We start from the raw sequence: 15104 nt of genomic DNA, 5'->3' as shown, positions 1-15104 counted from the left end.
CCCCCCCACGTTCAGGCCCTGCCATCACTCCGCCTGCAACCCCACCCGCACCAGGCGGCCGTTGCCCTCGTCGGTGAGCAGGTACAGGTAGCCGTCCGGCCCCTGGCGCACGTCGCGGATGCGCGCCTTGAAGTCTTCCAGCAGGCGTTCCTCGTGGACCACCCGGTCACCGTCCAGTTGCAGGCGGATCAGTTGCTGCTGGGCCAGTGCGCCGATGAACAGGTTGTTCCGCCAGGCCGGGAAACGCTCGGCATCGTAGAAAGCCATGCCGCTGATCGCCGGGGATTTCTCCCAGACGTGCAGCGGCGGCTCGGTGCCGGGCACCGTCTCGCCCTTGGCCTCGGGAATCGGCAGGTAGGAGTAGTTGATCCCGTGGGTGGCCAGCGGCCAGCCGTAGTTCTTGCCGGCCTGCGGGATATTGATCTCGTCGCCGCCGCGCGGACCGTGCTCGTGGGTCCAGAGCACGCCGGTCCAGGGATTCAGCGCCGCGCCCTGCTGGTTGCGATGGCCGTAGGACCAGATTTCCGGCCGCGCGCGCGCCTGGCCGACGAAGGGATTGTCGTCCGGCACCTTGCCGTCGGGGTGCAGGCGCACCACCTTGCCCTGCAGCTTGTCGAGGTCCTGGGAGGTCGGCCGCTCGTTGTTCTCGCCGAGGGCGACGAACAGGTAGCCGTCGCGGTCGAACACCAGCCGCGAGCCGAAATGCAGGCCGCTGGACAGCTTGGGCTCCTGGCGGAAGATCATCTGGAAGTCGTCCAGCCGGCTCGCGTCGTCGGCCAGCCTGCCACGTCCCACCGCGGTCCCGGCCATGCCCTTGTCGCCACCGCCCTCGGCGTAGGACAGGTAGACCAGCCGGTCCTTGGCGAAGTCCGGCGACAGCACCACGTCGAGCAACCCGCCCTGGCCCCTGGCGTAGACCTCCGGCAACCCGCCCAGCGGCGGCGACAGCGCGCCGTCGGAGGCGACGATGCGCAGGCGTCCCGGCCTTTCCGTGACCAGCATCCGCCCATCGGGCAGGAAGGTCAGCCCCCAGGGATGCTCCAGCCCGGAAGCCACCACCTCGGTGGTCACCTTGCCCAGTTCGCTCGGATGCTCGACGGTCGCCGACTGGGCCGTCCCGCCGACCAGGGCCAGCAGGCCCAGCCAGATGAATCTCGACATGCTCGTTCCTCCGTGTCCGTTCGTTCGATCGGCCCGATTGTGCAACAAGCAGGGTCTGTTGTCGTTTCGGCACGAACCGCGTTGCTGCGGCAACAGACCCTGGCCAAGCCGGAACGATGCAACCTTTTCCGCAGATGTCGGGGGTCGGGACCGCCCGTCCGTACATGGGGCGGAACGCCGCCATTCCCTCAATACTGGTCTGTTGCTCAGACCATTTGAACCTTTGCTTAGAACGACTGGTCGTTCCATGAAAGGAGGAACGTCATGGGCAACCACGCACGGACCACCGCCGCGACGGCACCCACCGAGCGACTGCGCCGGGTGCGCGCCGTCAGCGAACGGCTGTGCGCGCCGCTGGCGGTCGAGGACCACGTGATCCAGAGCATGCCCGACGTCAGCCCGCCGAAATGGCACCTGGCGCACGTGAGCTGGTTCTTCGAAGCCTTCCTGCTCAAGCCCTACCTGCCCGGCTACCGCACGCCGGAGCCGCTCTACGACCTGCTGTTCAATTCCTACTACGAGACCCACGGCACGCCCTTCCCGCGTATCCGGCGCGGGTTGCTGTCGCGGCCGACGGTGGCCGAGGTGCTGGACTTCCGCCGGCACGTCGACGCCGGCCTGGCCGAACTGCTCGCCGCGCCGCCGGCCGAGCACGCCGACGAGATCGCCCGGCGCCTGGAACTCGGCCTGCACCACGAGCAGCAGCACCAGGAACTGCTGCTGATGGACATCAAGCACATCCTCGCCCAGAACCCGCTGTGCCCGGCCTATCGCCGAGACCTGCCGGTAGCGCCGCCCGCGCCTGCGCAGCAACCGGGCTGGCACGCCTGGCCCGCCGGGCTGTACGAGACCGGCCACGCTGGCGACGGCTTCGCCTTCGACTGCGAGCAGCCGCGCCACCGGGTGTTCCTCGACGCCTTCGCGCTGGCCCGCTGGCCGGTGAGCAACGGCGACTACCTGGCCTTCATCATGGACGGCGGCTATGCCCGCCCGGAGCTGTGGCTGGCCGACGGCTGGGCGCATATCCAGCAGGAAGGCTGGCTGGCGCCGCTGTACTGGCGGCACGGCGAGGATGGCTGGCAGGAATTCACCCTCGGCGGCCTGTGTCCGCTGGACGACCAGGCGCCGGTCTGCCACCTCAGTTTCTACGAGGCCGACGCCTACGCGCGCTGGGCCGGCGCGCGGCTGCCGAGCGAGGCGGAATGGGAAGTCGCCGCGCAGGCGGCGTCGCCGACCGGCAACTTCCTGGACAGCGACTACCTGCACCCGCTGGCCACGGCCCCGCAGGGAGAAGGGCCGCAGCAACTGTTCGGCGACGTCTGGGAATGGACCGCCAGCGCCTACCGCCCCTACCCCGGCTTCCGCCCGCTGCCGGGCAGCCTGGGCGAGTACAACGGCAAGTTCATGAGCGGGCAGATGGTGCTGCGCGGCGGCTGTTGCGCCACGCCGGCCGATCATATCCGCGCCAGCTACCGCAACTTCTTCTATCCACACCAGCGCTGGCCGTTCACCGGCCTGCGCCTGGCCAGGGAGGCATGAGCGTGCAGCACGACGTGCATTTTCACGACCTGCGCCACAGCGCGCCGGGCCCCGGCCTGCGCGAAAGCGTGCTGGCCGGTTTCGCCGCCGAGCCGAAGTGGGCCTCGCCGAAATTCTTCTACGATCGGCGCGGCTCGGAGCTGTTCGAGCAGATCTGCCGGCAACCCGAGTACTACCTGACCAGCACCGAGGAAGCCATCCTCACCCGGGCCGCCGCCGACATCGCCGAGATCGCCGGCCATCACGCCAACCTGGTGGAGCTGGGCAGCGGCGCCAGCCGCAAGGTGCGCCTGCTGCTGGAGGCCATGCACCCGGCCAGCTACCTGGGCATCGACATCTCCCGCGACTTCCTGCTCGACAGCACCGCACGGCTGGCCGACGACTACCCCTGGCTGGACGTGCACGCCGCCTGCGCCGACTTCTGCCAGCCGCTGCGACTGCCGGACGACTTCGACAGCGAACACCCGCTGGCCTTCTTCCCCGGTTCGAGCATCGGCAACTTCACCCCGGCGGAAGCCGTCACCCTGCTCGCCAACCTGCACGAATGGCTGCCGCCGGGCGGCGGCCTGCTGATCGGCATCGACCTGGTCAAGGACAGGCAAGTGCTGGAAGCCGCCTACAACGACGCGGCCGGGGTGACGGCGGCGTTCAACCTGAACCTGCTGGAACGCATCCGCCACGAGCTGGACAGCGATATCGAACCGGAGCGCTTCGTCCATCGCGCCTTCTTCAACGAGCACGAATCACGCATCGAGATGCATCTGGTCAGCCCGCAGGCGCAGCGGGTGCGCATCGAAGATCGCCGGTTCGCCTTCGCCGCCGGCGAAAGCCTGCACACCGAGAATTCCTACAAGTACAGCGCGGAAGGCTTCCGCGAACTGGCCGGGCGCGCCGGCTTCAGGCCGCTGGCGAGCTGGAGCGACCCGCGCGGGCTGTTCAGCGTGCAGTATCTGGAGCGGGAATGAGCGACGGGGATTCTGTCAGGTAGAAACCCTACTCGCCGGCCGGCTTGCGGCGCTTGAGCGGCGCCAGGCCGTCCTGGCTGACCAGCGCGGGTTTGTCCGCATTCGGTCGCGGCCCCGACTTGCGCTTGGCCGGTGCCTTGGCGGCGCCCTTCTTGTCGGTCTTTTTCTTCTTGAAGCCGGCCGCCTTGCCCGAGGCCTTGACCTTCTTCGGCCCCTGGTAGCTGCCTTTCAGCTCCTTGATGGTGCGCCGCTCGAACTGCTGCTTGAGGTAGCGCTCGATGCTCGACATCAGGTTCCAGTCGCCATGGCAGATCAGCGACACCGCCAGACCCTCGCCGCCGGCCCGGCCGGTGCGGCCGATGCGGTGCACGTACTCGTCGCCGCTGCGCGGCATGTCGAAGTTGATCACCAGATCCAGGCCCTCGACGTCCAGGCCGCGCGCCGCCACGTCGGTGGCCACCAGCACCTTGGCGCCGCCCTGCTTGAGCCGTTCGATGGCCAGCTTGCGGTCCTTCTGGTCCTTGTCGCCGTGCAGCACGAAGGCCTTGATGCCCTTGGCGACCATATGGCCGTACAGCCGGTCGGCCGCCGCCCGGGTATTGGTGAAGACGATCGCCTTGGCGTAGCTCTCATGCTCGAGCAGCCAGTGGACCAGTTGTTCCTTGTGGACGTTGTGATCGGCGGTGATGATCTGCTGGCGGGTGCCTTCGTTGAGCTCGCCGACCGCGTTGAGCTTGAGGTGCAACGGGTCCTTGAGCACCGCGCCGATCACTTCGCGCAGCGCATTGCCGCCGCTGGTGGCGGAGAACAGCAGGGTCTGGCGCGGGCCGCTGCAGGCCGCGGCGAGGCGCTGCGCATCCTCGGCGAAGCCCATGTCGAGCATCCGGTCGGCCTCGTCCAGCACCAGCACCTCGACGGCCTCCAGCAACAGGTTGCCGGCCTCCAGGTGCTCGATCAGGCGCCCCGGGGTGCCGATCAGCACGTCCGGCTCCTTGCGCATCATCGCCGCCTGCACCTTGAAGTCCTCGCCACCGGTGATCAGCCCGGCCTTGAGGAAGGTGAACTGGGCGAATGTCTCAACCTGCTTCAGGGTCTGTTGCGCCAGTTCGCGGGTCGGTAGCAGAATCAGCGCTCGCGTACGGATTTTCGGCCGCTCCGCGCCAAGCAGGCGGTGCAGCAATGGCAGCACGAAGGCGGCGGTCTTGCCGCTGCCGGTCTGCGCGATCACCCGCAGGTCACGTCCCTCCAGGGCAGGAGGAATGGCCGCCACCTGCACCGGGGTGGGCTCGGCGAATTTCAGCTCGGCCACGGCCTTGAGCAGGCGTTCATGCAGGGCGAATTGGGCAAACACAGGCACCTCGAAGCGAAACAGAACTAAAGAGCGGCATAGGTTACCGGTTGTCGGCGTAAAACTCTGCTTTTCTTGGGCCGCATTCACTGGCGCCGCAGACACTTGAGGACCATAATTCTGACACTCCCGGCCATCAGGCGACGTACTATTGGCAAACGTCTGATCTGGCGGGGAAACTTTATAGAGCTGATGCGGTCCAATGGTCAGCGATCGTCCTGACCGCTCATTGGCTAGGGCCCAGCTCCGGAGACGCCAGCATGAAACCAGCCCTGATCTACTACGTTGCTGCCAGTTTGGATGGTTATATCGCCCGTCCGGACGGCCGAGTCGATTGGCTTCGCCCGATCGAGGACGCCGGTGAGGATTACGGATATCACGATTTCTATTCTGGCATCGACGCCTTGTTGATGGGGCGGGTGACCTACGAGACGATCCTCAAGTACGCCGACAAGTGGCCCTACCCGGGCAAGACCTGCATCGTGCTGACTCGCTCGGTTCTGCCAGCCGCCGACTCGGACGTGCATATCTGCCACTGGACGCCGTCCGAAGCGCTGAACAAGCTTGGCGACATGGGCTGCAAGCGCGTCTGGCTGGTGGGCGGCGGTTCGCTGGCCGGCACCTGCTACTCCGCCGGCCTGCTCGACGAGCTGGTGGTCAGCGTGGTGCCGCACATGCTCGGTGCCGGCATCAAGATGTTCGCCACCGGCCTGGAACGCGGCCTGACCCTGCAGACCCAGCGCAACTTCTCCACCGGCGTGGTGCAACTGCACTACCAGGTACAGGGCGAGGCTGCTTGACCACCCTGCACATCGCCGCCGCTTGCCTGTTCGACGACCAGCAACGCCTGCTGCTGGTCCGCAAGCGGCATACCCGCATGTTCATGCTGCCCGGCGGCAAGCGCGAAACCGGCGAAGCGCCGTTGTGCGCCCTGCGCCGCGAGCTGCGCGAGGAGCTGCAACTCGACCTGCCGCCCAACGCCTTCGAGCCGCTTGGCCGTTTCCACGCGCCGGCGGCCAACGAGGCGGACACCTGGGTCGCCGCCGACATCTTCACCGCCCGCCTGCCCCATGCCGTCCAGGCCGCCGCCGAACTCGAGGAACTGGCCTGGCTGGAACCTGGCGCGCCCCTCCACGATCGCCTCGCCCCGCTGCTACGCGAACAGGTACTGCCAGCGCTGGACCGCGCCTAGGTTCCGTACGAAAAGTGCCTGCGCTCGGTAGAGCCTAGAAGCGCACTACACCTGCGCCTGCTTACGCAACACCCGCGCACTGTCCCAGCCGGTCAACAGGATCGCCAGCCATATCGGACCGTAGGTCCAGAACTGACGCGGATCGAAGGCCTCGCCGAGCATCAGCACGGCGACAGCGAACAGCAGCACCGGCTCGACATAGCTGAGAATCCCGAACAGCCCCATCGGCAGCAGCCGGCTGGCCGCCATCATCGCCGCGAAAGCCAGGGTGCCGAGCAGGCCCAGCCCCGGCAGCAGCCACCAGAGCTGCGGCGCCTGTTCGAAGGCGCCGGGCGGTGAATAGGCCATCACCAGCCAGATCGCCAACGGCGCCAGCACCAGCATTTCCAGGATGAAGCCGGACAGCGCGTCCAGGCGCATCCAGCGGCGCAGCATCAGGTAGGGCGGATAGCCCAGCGCGGTGACCAGGGTCAGCCAGGAGAAGGCGCCGGTGTCCCACAGTTCGTGGAGCACGCCGGCCAGCGCCAGCAGCACGGCGATGCCTTGCAGCGGCCGCAGGCGCTCGTCGTAGAACAGCCTGCCGACCACCACCAGGACCAGCGGCAGAAGGAAGTAGCCCAGCGACACCTCGAGCATCCGCCCCACCAACGGCGCCCAGAGGAACAGCCCCCACTGCACGCCGATCAGCAACGACGCCAGCGGCACGGCGGCCAGCAGCAGCGGCTCGCGACGCAGGCGTCCGAACACCGCCATCAGCGTCGGCCACTGGCGGAACGCCAGGACCAGCAGGAGCACCGCCGGGATCGACCAGAGCACGCGCTGGGCGAGGATCTGCCAGCCGTCGAGCGGCGCCAGCTCGCGCACGTAGCCGGGAATCAGGGCGAACAGCGCGGATGCCGCCAGGGACAGGGCCATGCCACGGCCGGACAACCTCATGGCCGCCACCGACGACGAACGGACAGGCAGTAAGGGGACATCGCAGACTCTCGCAAAAAGTCCTCGACATTACCCGAGGCCAGGGCGAAACCCAAGCGTTGCGGGAGGTTGCCCGCAGGAGCGGACGCCCCGGTCAGTGCGGTGTTCGGCACCAGCCCTCTCCCCCGGCCCCTCTCCCATGAATGGGAGAGGGGTGACTTGCTCCCACCTCCGTGGCTCGGATGCAATCCGGGGAAACCGGCAATGGAGTTCCCCGAACCACGCCCCGTAGGAGCGGCCCATGGCCGCGAATCGCAGGCATGGCCAGCTCCTATGTTCCCGCTACGGCAAACACCCAGGCAGCCTCAACCCCACAAACAAAAAATCCGGACAACCAGGGGGGAGCGGTTGTCCGGATGGAGCGCCCAGGAGCCGGGGGGCGCAAGGAAGCGTGGTGGCGGATTTCGTCAGGCGACTTCAGCGAGGCGCGACTTGGCTTGCGCCAGGCCCTTCTCGGAGAACTCGGCGCCCATGTTCAGGCCCTCGGCATGGATGAAGGTGACGTCGTGGATGCCGATGAAGGCCAGCGCCTGGCGCAGGTAGGGCTCCTGGTGATCCAGGGCGCTGCCGGCGTAGATGCCGCCGCGAGCGGTCAGCACGTAGGCACGCTTGCCGCTGAGCAGGCCTTGCGGGCCGGTCTCGGTGTACTTGAAGGTCACCCCGGCGCGCAGCACGTGGTCGAGCCAGGACTTCAGGGTGCTGGGGATGGCAAAGTTGTACATCGGTGCGGCCAGTACCAGCACGTCGGCAGCCAGCAGTTCCTCGGTCAGCCGGTTGGAGCGTTCCAGGGCGGCCTTTTCCGCGGCGCTCTGCCGGTCGGCCGGCTTCATCCAGCCGCCGAGCAGGGTTTCGTCCAGGTGCGGAACCGGCTCCTTGGCCAGGTCGCGGATGGTGATGCTGTCGTCCGGATGGGCCTCGCGCCATTGCACCAGGAACTCTTCGGTGAGCTGGCGGGAAATCGAACCCTGTTGGCGGGCGCTGCTTTCGATCACGAGAACATTGGACATGCTGCTGACTCCATCGAGAAGGTGTGTGCGTTTCGATGGGTGCAGATTATTGAGACACGAATCGATAAAAAAGCGGAAAAATCCGCTACAAACGATCTACAAATTTGATTTATGGATGCAAGCGAATTAGGCTCTGGACGGTGCCCTGCGCACCGTCCGGACGCCTATTCCGGGTCAGTCGAGCGGTTCGCAGGTGAGCTTGATGCGCAGACGGATGATGCCGTTGTTGAACTTGCCGGTCAGCGCCGCGTTGCCGCCCGGCTCCAGGGTGACCTTGCGGGTGCGCGGCACTTCCGGGCCGTTGCGGAACACGGCGGTGCACCTGGCGCGGGTCTGGCCATAGTTGTAGAGGTCGAGGGCGGCCAGGTTGTAATCGATGGCCTGGCCGGAGGCGGACACTTCCGCGCCGTTCAACTGCTTCTCCAGCTCGATGGGATAGGTCGCGGCCAATGCCCCCATGGGCAGCAGGGCGAATACGGCACAGTACAGCTTTTTCATGGGACAGGTTTCTCCGGTACGGGAGGCCAGCGTAGGACAAGAGGAGACGTAGATGAAAGCTCCCCGCGTAACCCTGGATCAATGGCGCACCCTCCAGGCGGTGGTCGATCACGGCGGTTTCGCCCAGGCGGCCGAGGCGTTGCACCGCTCGCAATCCTCGATCAGCTACACGGTGGCGCGCATGCAGGAACAGCTCGGCGTACCGCTGCTGCGCATCGACGGGCGCAAGGCGGTGCTCACCGAAGCCGGCGCCGTGCTGCTGCGCCGCTCGCGGCAACTGGTCAAGCAGGCCAGCCAACTGGAAGACCTCGCCCACCACATGGAGCAGGGCTGGGAGGCGGAGGTGCGCCTGGTGGTCGACGCCGCCTACCCGATCGCCCGCCTGGTGCGCGCGCTCAGCGCCTTCATGCCGCAGAGCCGGGGCTGCCGGGTGCGGTTGCGCGAGGAAGTGCTGTCCGGGGTCGAGGAAGTGCTGCTCGAAGGCGTCGCCGACCTGGCGATCAGCAGCCTGAACATCGGCGGCTACCTGGGCGAGGAGCTGAACTCGGTGGAATTCATCGCCGTCGCCCATCCGCTGCATCCGCTGCACCTGCTGCAACGCGAGATCACCTTCCAGGACCTGGAAGGCCATCTGCAAGTGGTGATCCGCGACTCCGGGCACACCCAGCCGCGCGACGTCGGCTGGCTCGGCGCCGAGCAGCGCTGGACGGTCGGCAGCCTGGCCACCGCCGCCACCTTCGTCGGCAACGGCCTGGGCTTCGCCTGGCTGCCACGCCACCTGATCGAACGCGAATTGCACGAGGGCCTGCTCAAGCCGCTGCCGCTGGACCAGGGCGGCAGCCGGCGGCCCAGCTTCTACCTTTATTCGAACAAGGAAAAGACACTGGGACCGGCGACGCAGATCCTCATCGACCTGCTCAAGACCTTCGACAGTGCGCCCCTGGATGCACCTTTCGCCGCACCTCTGCCGACCACCTGACGCGCCCCGGGGGCTCCCATGTCTTACTTCGATTACCAAGGTTGCCAACTGCACTACGAGGAATACGGCCACGGCGCGCCGCTGCTGCTGGTTCATGGCCTGGGTTCCAGCACCCTGGACTGGGAATACCAGATCCCCGCGCTGAGCCCCCACTACCGGGTCATCGCCCTCGACGTGCGCGGCCACGGCCGTTCCGGCAAGCCGCGTGAACGCTACAGCATCGCCGGCTTCGCCGAGGACGTGGCGGCGCTGATCGAACACCTCGGCTGCGGGCCGGTGCATCTGGTCGGCATCTCCATGGGCGGAATGATCGGTTTCCAGGTCGGCGTGGACTTCCCGCACCTGCTGAAGAGCCTGACCATCGTCAACAGCGGCCCGGAGGTGAAGGCCAGGAAGCCCGCCGACTACCTGATGATCGCCCAGCGCTGGACCCTCTCGCGGCTGCTCAGCCTGGAGCGGATCGCCAAGGGCCTCGCGCGCATCCTGTTCCCCAAGCCGGAACAGGCCGAGCTGCGGCAGAAGGTCGAGCAGCGCTGGCCGCGCAACGACAAGCGCGCCTACACCGCCAGCCTGGACGCGATCATCGGCTGGGGCGTGCGGGAACGCCTGGAGCGCATCACCTGTCCTACCCTGGTGGTCAGTGCCGATCACGACTACACCCCGGTGGCGCTGAAGGAGGCCTACGTCAAGGAGCTGCCGAACGCGCGCCTGGCGGTGATCGCCGACTCGCGCCATGCCACCCCGATGGACCAGCCCGAACGATTCAACACCACCCTGCTCGACTTCCTCGCCGAGGTCGAGCGTTCCGCCAAGACCTAGAAAAAGGCCTCAACGATGCTGAAGAAACTCGTACTCGCTGCCTGCTCCCTGCTGTTCGCCTGCAACCTGCTGGCCGCTGACAACCCCCGCGTGCTGCTCGCCACCAGCCTGGGCGAGATCGAGGTCGAACTCGACGCCGGCAAGGCGCCGGTCACCGTGAAGAACTTCCTCGCCTACGTGGACAGCGGTTTCTACGACAACACCATCTTCCACCGGGTGATCCCCGGCTTCATGGTGCAGACCGGCGGCTACACCGAGAGCATGAGCGAGAAGAAAACCCGGGAGCCGATCAAGAACGAAGCCGACAACGGCCTGCACAACGTGCGCGGCACACTGGCCATGGCGCGGACCTCGGAAGTGAACTCGGCCACCAGCCAGTTCTTCATCAACCAGAAGGACAACGCGTTCCTCGACCACGGCGTGCGTGACTTCGGCTACGCGGTGTTCGGCAAGGTGGTGCGCGGCATGGACGTGGTCGACCGCATCGCCCAGACGCCGACCACCTTCCGCGCCGGCATGCGCGACGTGCCCGCCCAGCCGGTGGTGATTCTTTCGGCCAAGCGGATTTGACTGAGGGGAAGTCGGCTGGACGAAAGTCCGCCCCTCACCCCAACCCTCTCCCAGGGGGAGAGGGGACTGATCGAAGCTGAGGTCATGCACGGCGCTAACCAACGCCTCGGATTGCCCCCCTCTCCCTCCGGGAGAGGGCTGGGGTGAGGGACCGAACGCTCCCCCTCCTCCCGCGGCACAGGATATGCCGCCCGCCGGGCCAACAGGCCCGGCAGCACTTTAAGGATGCGACACCATGATCTTCCGCTACTTCGAACGCCTCATCGATTACTTCCGTGCCGGTTCCGGCGACATGCCGCCGTCCGGCGTGGGACGCTTCTACCTGCACTACCTGCGCCAGGTCTGGCCGAGCCTGACCGCCCTGCTACTAGTCGGGCTGGTGGTCGCGCTGATCGAAGTGGCGCTGTTCAGCTTCCTCGGCCGGCTGATCGACCTCGCACAAGCCAGCACCAGCGGCAGCGAGTTCTTCCGCGAGCACCGCGACGAGCTGATCTGGATGGCCGTGGTGGCCCTGCTGCTGCGCCCGCTGTTCAACGGCGTGCACGACCTGCTGGTGCACCAGACCATCAGCCCCGGCCTGTCCACCCTGGTGCGCTGGCAGAACCACAGCTACGTGCTCAGGCAGAGCCTGGGCTTCTTCCAGAACGACTTCGCCGGGCGCATCGCCCAGCGCATCATGCAGACCGGCAACGCCCTGCGCGACTCGGCTGTGCAGGCCATCGACTCATTGTGGCACGTGGTGGTCTACGTGGTCAGCAGCCTGGTGCTGTTCGCCGAGGCCGACTGGCGGCTGATGCTGCCGCTGCTGATCTGGGTGATCGGCTATGCCGTCGCCCTCTCCTACTTTGTGCCGCGCGTGAAGCAGCGCTCGGTGGTCGCCTCCGAGGCGCGCTCCAAGCTGATGGGGCGCATTGTCGACGGCTACACCAACATCGCCACCCTCAAGCTGTTCGCCCACACCAACCATGAACAGGGCTACGCCCGCGAAGCGTTGCAGGAGCAGACCGAGAAGTCCCAGCGGGTCGGCCGCGTGGTGACCGCGATGGACTTCACCATCACCGCCATGAACGGCCTGCTGATCGCCGCGACCACCGGCCTCGCCCTGTGGCTGTGGAGCCAGGGCGCGATCAGCGTCGGCGCCATCGCCCTGGCTACCAGCCTGGTGATCCGCATCAACGGCATGGCCGAGTGGATCATGTGGGTGGTCAACGGCATCTTCGAGAACATCGGCACGGTTCAGGACGGCCTGCGCACCATCGCCCAGCCACACACGGTGCTCGACCGCGCAGACGCCCCGCCGCTGCGGGTGAGCCGTGGCGAGGTGCGCTTCGAGAACGTGCACTTCCACTACGGCAAGGGCAGCGGGGTGATCGAAGGTCTCGACCTGCACATCCGCCCCGGCGAGAAGATCGGCCTGATCGGCCCCTCCGGCGCCGGCAAGTCGACCCTGGTCAACCTGCTGCTGCGCCTCTACGACCTGGAGCAGGGACGCATCCTGATCGACGGCCAGGACATCGCCGAGGTTGCCCAGGAAAGCCTGCGCGCGCAGATCGGCATGGTCACCCAGGACACCTCGCTGCTGCACCGCTCGATCCGCGACAACCTGCTCTACGGCAAGCCCGGCGCCAGCGAGGCGGAACTCTGGGAAGCGGCGCGCAAGGCGCGGGCCGACAGCTTCATCCCGCAACTCTCCGACGCCCAGGGCCGACGCGGGCTGGACGCGCGGGTCGGCGAACGCGGGGTCAAGCTCTCCGGCGGCCAGCGCCAGCGCATCGCCATCGCCCGAGTGCTGCTCAAGGACGCGCCGATCCTGATCCTCGACGAAGCCACCTCGGCGCTGGACTCGGAAGTCGAGTCGGCGATCCAGGAAAGCCTGGAAACGCTGATGCAGGGCAAAACGGTGATCGCCATCGCCCACCGCCTGTCCACCATCGCCCGCATGGACCGCCTGGTGGTGCTCGACCAGGGCCGCATCGTCGAGAGCGGCAGCCACGGCGAACTGCTCGAACACGGCGGCCTCTACACCCGCCTGTGGCAGCACCAGACCGGCGGGTTCGTCGGGGTGGAATAGGCGGGAGCGGCCCATACGAACCCGTCACGGAGAATCGCTCATGGAAGAGCTTCGCCGTTCCGGCCACGCAGCCTTGCGCAAAGGTCGCGTGTCCATCGGCAATACCGCCTACCTGGTCACCGCCACGACCACGGAGCGCCGTCCCCTGTTCACTGACTTCCAGGCCGCCTGTGCCGCCGCACGCTGCTTCGAAGCCGCTGAGGTACAGGCCGCCGACCGCATGCTCGCCTGGGTGCTGATGCCGGACCATGCGCATTGGCTGATCCAGTTGAGCGAGCATGGCGATCTCAGCGAATTGGTCGGCCGCCTGAAATCCGCCAGCGCCCGCCATGCGAACCGAAGCCTCGGTCGACACGGCCCACTCTGGGCCAGGGCGTTTCATGATCACGCCTTGCGTGCCGAGGCGGACCTGCGCGCGACCGCACGCTACATCGTGGCCAATCCCCTGCGTGCGGGGTTGGTGAAGCGGATTGGCGATTATCCGTTCTGGAACGCCGTGTGGCTTTGAGGCGGGATCGCGGCCATGGGCCGCTCCTACAAACACGGCCCCAGTGCCGACCTGTAGGAGCGCGCCACGCGCGCGATTCGCGGCCATGGGCCGCTCCTACAACACTACCCCGATGCCGACCTGTAGGAGCGCGCCATGCGCGCGATTCGCGGCCATGGGCCGCTCCTACAAAACACTCCCCCGACGCCGACCTGTAGGAGCGCGCCACGCGCGCGATTCGCGGCCATGGGCCGCTCCTACGACACTACCCCGACGCCGACCTGTAGGAGCGCGCCACGCGCGCGATTCGTGGGATCAACCCTGCCGATACGGCAACAACTCCCACGCTTCCTCGGCATAGCCACGCACGCCGTGGCGTTCCTGCTCCAGGAACTCGGCCACCGCCGCGCGCAGGCCGGGGTGGGTGAGGTAGTGCCAGGAGCGGGTGATCTCCGGTTCGAAGCCACGGATCAGCTTGTGCTCGCCCTGGGCGCCGGCGTCGAAGCGGCGCAGGCCGTGGGCGATGGCGTAGTCCATGCCCTGGTAGAAGCAGGTCTCGAAATGCAGCCGGTCGAACTCGGCCAGGCAGCCCCAGTAGCGGCCGTAGAAGCTTTCGCCGTCCACCAGGCTGAAGGCCATGGCCACCGGCCGTGAGCCCTGGCGGGCCAGCACCACGCGGATCGCCTCGGGCATGCGCTCGGCCAGCAGGCTGAAGAAGCTGCGCGCCAGGTACGGCAACTGGCCGCGCACGTGGTAGGTATTGGCGTAGCAGGCATAGACGAAATCCCACTCCGCCTCGCTCAGCTCACGTCCCTCGCGCCAGTCGAAGTCGATGCCCTGCCCGGCCACCTGCTCGCGCTCCTTGCGCAGTTGCTTGCGCTTGCGCGAGGCCAGGGTGTCGAGGAAGTCCTGGAAATCCCGGTAGCCGCGATTGTGCCAGTGGAACTGGCAGCCAAGCCGTTCCAGCCAGCCCTCCCGATCGCCCAGCAGGCTATCGGCCAGGGCATCGGTGAAGTTGATGTGGGCGCCGGACAGCCCTTCCTCTTCCAGACCCGCCGCCAGTTCGTCGAGCAACTGCCCGGCCGCGTGCGGCAGGCCCAGCAGGCGCGGCCCGCGCACCGGGCTGAACGGCACCGCGCCGAGCAGCTTGGGGTAGTAGGCGATTCCCGCGCGCATGCAGGCGTCCGCCCAGCCGTGGTCGAACACGTATTCGCCGTAGGAATGGCTCTTCCGGTAGGCCGGCAGCGCCGCCAGCAACCGCCCGCCCTCGACCAGCAGGCGATGGTCCGGACGCCAGCCGCTGCGCCCGCCGACGCTGCCGCTGTCCTCCAGGGCGGAAAGGAAAGCGTGGCGCAGGAAGGGTTGCGGCTCGGCAAGCAGGGCGTCCCAGGCTTCGGGGGCGACGGCATGCAGGGAGTCGATACGGTGGACGGGCATGGCGGGATTCCGGGGTGGCAAGGCTGCAATATATCTCTAACGGCGATCCCGCGAGA

At 67.2% G+C, this 15104-nt stretch carries 15 protein-coding genes; 9 read left to right on the top strand and 6 right to left on the bottom strand.

The features are described 5' to 3' along the window. Window positions 1-24: 24 nt before the first annotated feature. Complete coding sequence (locus tag PSEWESI4_RS15185) at window positions 25-1161, bottom strand: PQQ-dependent sugar dehydrogenase (RefSeq protein WP_187672055.1); 1137 nt, start codon at window positions 1159-1161, stop codon at window positions 25-27. Window positions 1162-1425: 264 nt separating this feature from the next. Here PSEWESI4_RS15185 and egtB point away from each other — a divergent pair, with 264 nt between their 5' ends. Both egtB and egtD read left to right on the top strand, forming a co-directional pair. Further along, entirely contained in the window at window positions 1426-2700 is a 1275-nt protein-coding gene (gene egtB, locus PSEWESI4_RS15180; protein ID WP_187672054.1) for an ergothioneine biosynthesis protein EgtB, read from the top strand. After that, a complete protein-coding gene (gene egtD, locus PSEWESI4_RS15175) occupies window positions 2697-3665 on the top strand; it encodes an L-histidine N(alpha)-methyltransferase (protein WP_187672053.1) in 969 nt (322 codons plus the stop codon). The genes egtB and egtD overlap by 4 nt, the downstream gene beginning before the upstream one ends. Before the next feature lie 28 nt (window positions 3666-3693). On the opposite strand, the gene PSEWESI4_RS15170 is transcribed toward egtD, so the two are convergent. Then, a complete protein-coding gene (locus PSEWESI4_RS15170) occupies window positions 3694-5016 on the bottom strand; it encodes a DEAD/DEAH box helicase (RefSeq protein WP_187672052.1) in 1323 nt (440 codons plus the stop codon). A 257-nt stretch (window positions 5017-5273) separates the two neighbouring features. Between PSEWESI4_RS15170 and PSEWESI4_RS15165 the strand changes: the two genes are divergently transcribed. Both PSEWESI4_RS15165 and PSEWESI4_RS15160 read left to right on the top strand, forming a co-directional pair. Beyond that, window positions 5274-5813, top strand: coding sequence for a dihydrofolate reductase family protein (locus PSEWESI4_RS15165; RefSeq protein ID WP_187672051.1), 540 nt, complete (start codon window positions 5274-5276; stop codon window positions 5811-5813). Next, a complete protein-coding gene (locus PSEWESI4_RS15160; protein WP_187672050.1) occupies window positions 5810-6205 on the top strand; it encodes an NUDIX hydrolase in 396 nt (131 codons plus the stop codon). Before PSEWESI4_RS15165 ends, PSEWESI4_RS15160 begins: the two co-directional genes overlap by 4 nt. A gap of 45 nt (window positions 6206-6250) precedes the next feature. On the opposite strand, the gene rarD is transcribed toward PSEWESI4_RS15160, so the two are convergent. The 3 genes from rarD to PSEWESI4_RS15145 all read right to left on the bottom strand — a co-directional run bounded on the left by rarD (window position 6251) and on the right by PSEWESI4_RS15145 (window position 8685). Continuing rightward, entirely contained in the window at window positions 6251-7141 is an 891-nt protein-coding gene (gene rarD / locus PSEWESI4_RS15155; RefSeq protein ID WP_187672049.1) for an EamA family transporter RarD, read from the bottom strand. 446 nt (window positions 7142-7587) lie between these two features. After that, window positions 7588-8187 (bottom strand): FMN-dependent NADH-azoreductase, encoded by a 600-nt coding sequence (locus PSEWESI4_RS15150; protein WP_187672048.1) that lies wholly within the window; start codon window positions 8185-8187, stop codon window positions 7588-7590. Window positions 8188-8361: 174 nt separating this feature from the next. After that, window positions 8362-8685, bottom strand: coding sequence for a 3-phosphoglycerate kinase (locus PSEWESI4_RS15145; protein WP_187672047.1), 324 nt, complete (start codon window positions 8683-8685; stop codon window positions 8362-8364). A 52-nt stretch (window positions 8686-8737) separates the two neighbouring features. Between PSEWESI4_RS15145 and PSEWESI4_RS15140 the strand changes: the two genes are divergently transcribed. The 5 genes from PSEWESI4_RS15140 (at window position 8738) to PSEWESI4_RS15120 (ending at window position 13632) form a co-directional block, all read left to right on the top strand. After that, the gene (locus PSEWESI4_RS15140) at window positions 8738-9664 is read left to right on the top strand and encodes a LysR family transcriptional regulator (RefSeq protein WP_187672046.1); all 927 of its coding nucleotides are present in this window, start codon (window positions 8738-8740) and stop codon (window positions 9662-9664) included. 18 nt (window positions 9665-9682) lie between these two features. Then, window positions 9683-10483, top strand: coding sequence for an alpha/beta fold hydrolase (locus PSEWESI4_RS15135; RefSeq protein ID WP_187672045.1), 801 nt, complete (start codon window positions 9683-9685; stop codon window positions 10481-10483). A 15-nt stretch (window positions 10484-10498) separates the two neighbouring features. Next, window positions 10499-11053, top strand: coding sequence for a peptidylprolyl isomerase (locus PSEWESI4_RS15130; protein ID WP_187672044.1), 555 nt, complete (start codon window positions 10499-10501; stop codon window positions 11051-11053). A gap of 235 nt (window positions 11054-11288) precedes the next feature. Then, window positions 11289-13124, top strand: a complete 1836-nt coding sequence (locus PSEWESI4_RS15125; protein ID WP_187672043.1) for an ABC transporter ATP-binding protein — start codon at window positions 11289-11291, stop codon at window positions 13122-13124. A 40-nt stretch (window positions 13125-13164) separates the two neighbouring features. Next, window positions 13165-13632, top strand: coding sequence for an REP-associated tyrosine transposase (locus tag PSEWESI4_RS15120; RefSeq protein WP_187672042.1), 468 nt, complete (start codon window positions 13165-13167; stop codon window positions 13630-13632). A 294-nt stretch (window positions 13633-13926) separates the two neighbouring features. Here the strand turns inward: PSEWESI4_RS15120 and PSEWESI4_RS15115 are convergent, their stop codons facing one another. Then, window positions 13927-15048 (bottom strand): GNAT family N-acetyltransferase, encoded by a 1122-nt coding sequence (locus PSEWESI4_RS15115; RefSeq protein ID WP_187672041.1) that lies wholly within the window; start codon window positions 15046-15048, stop codon window positions 13927-13929. Window positions 15049-15104: the final 56 nt, after the last annotated feature.

The sequence above is a fragment of the Zestomonas carbonaria genome (assembly GCF_904061905.1).
GTDB lineage: Bacteria > Pseudomonadota > Gammaproteobacteria > Pseudomonadales > Pseudomonadaceae > Aquipseudomonas > Aquipseudomonas carbonaria.
The sequence above is the reverse complement of the archived record's forward strand: the minus strand, read 5'-3'. Positions and strand labels throughout refer to the sequence as shown.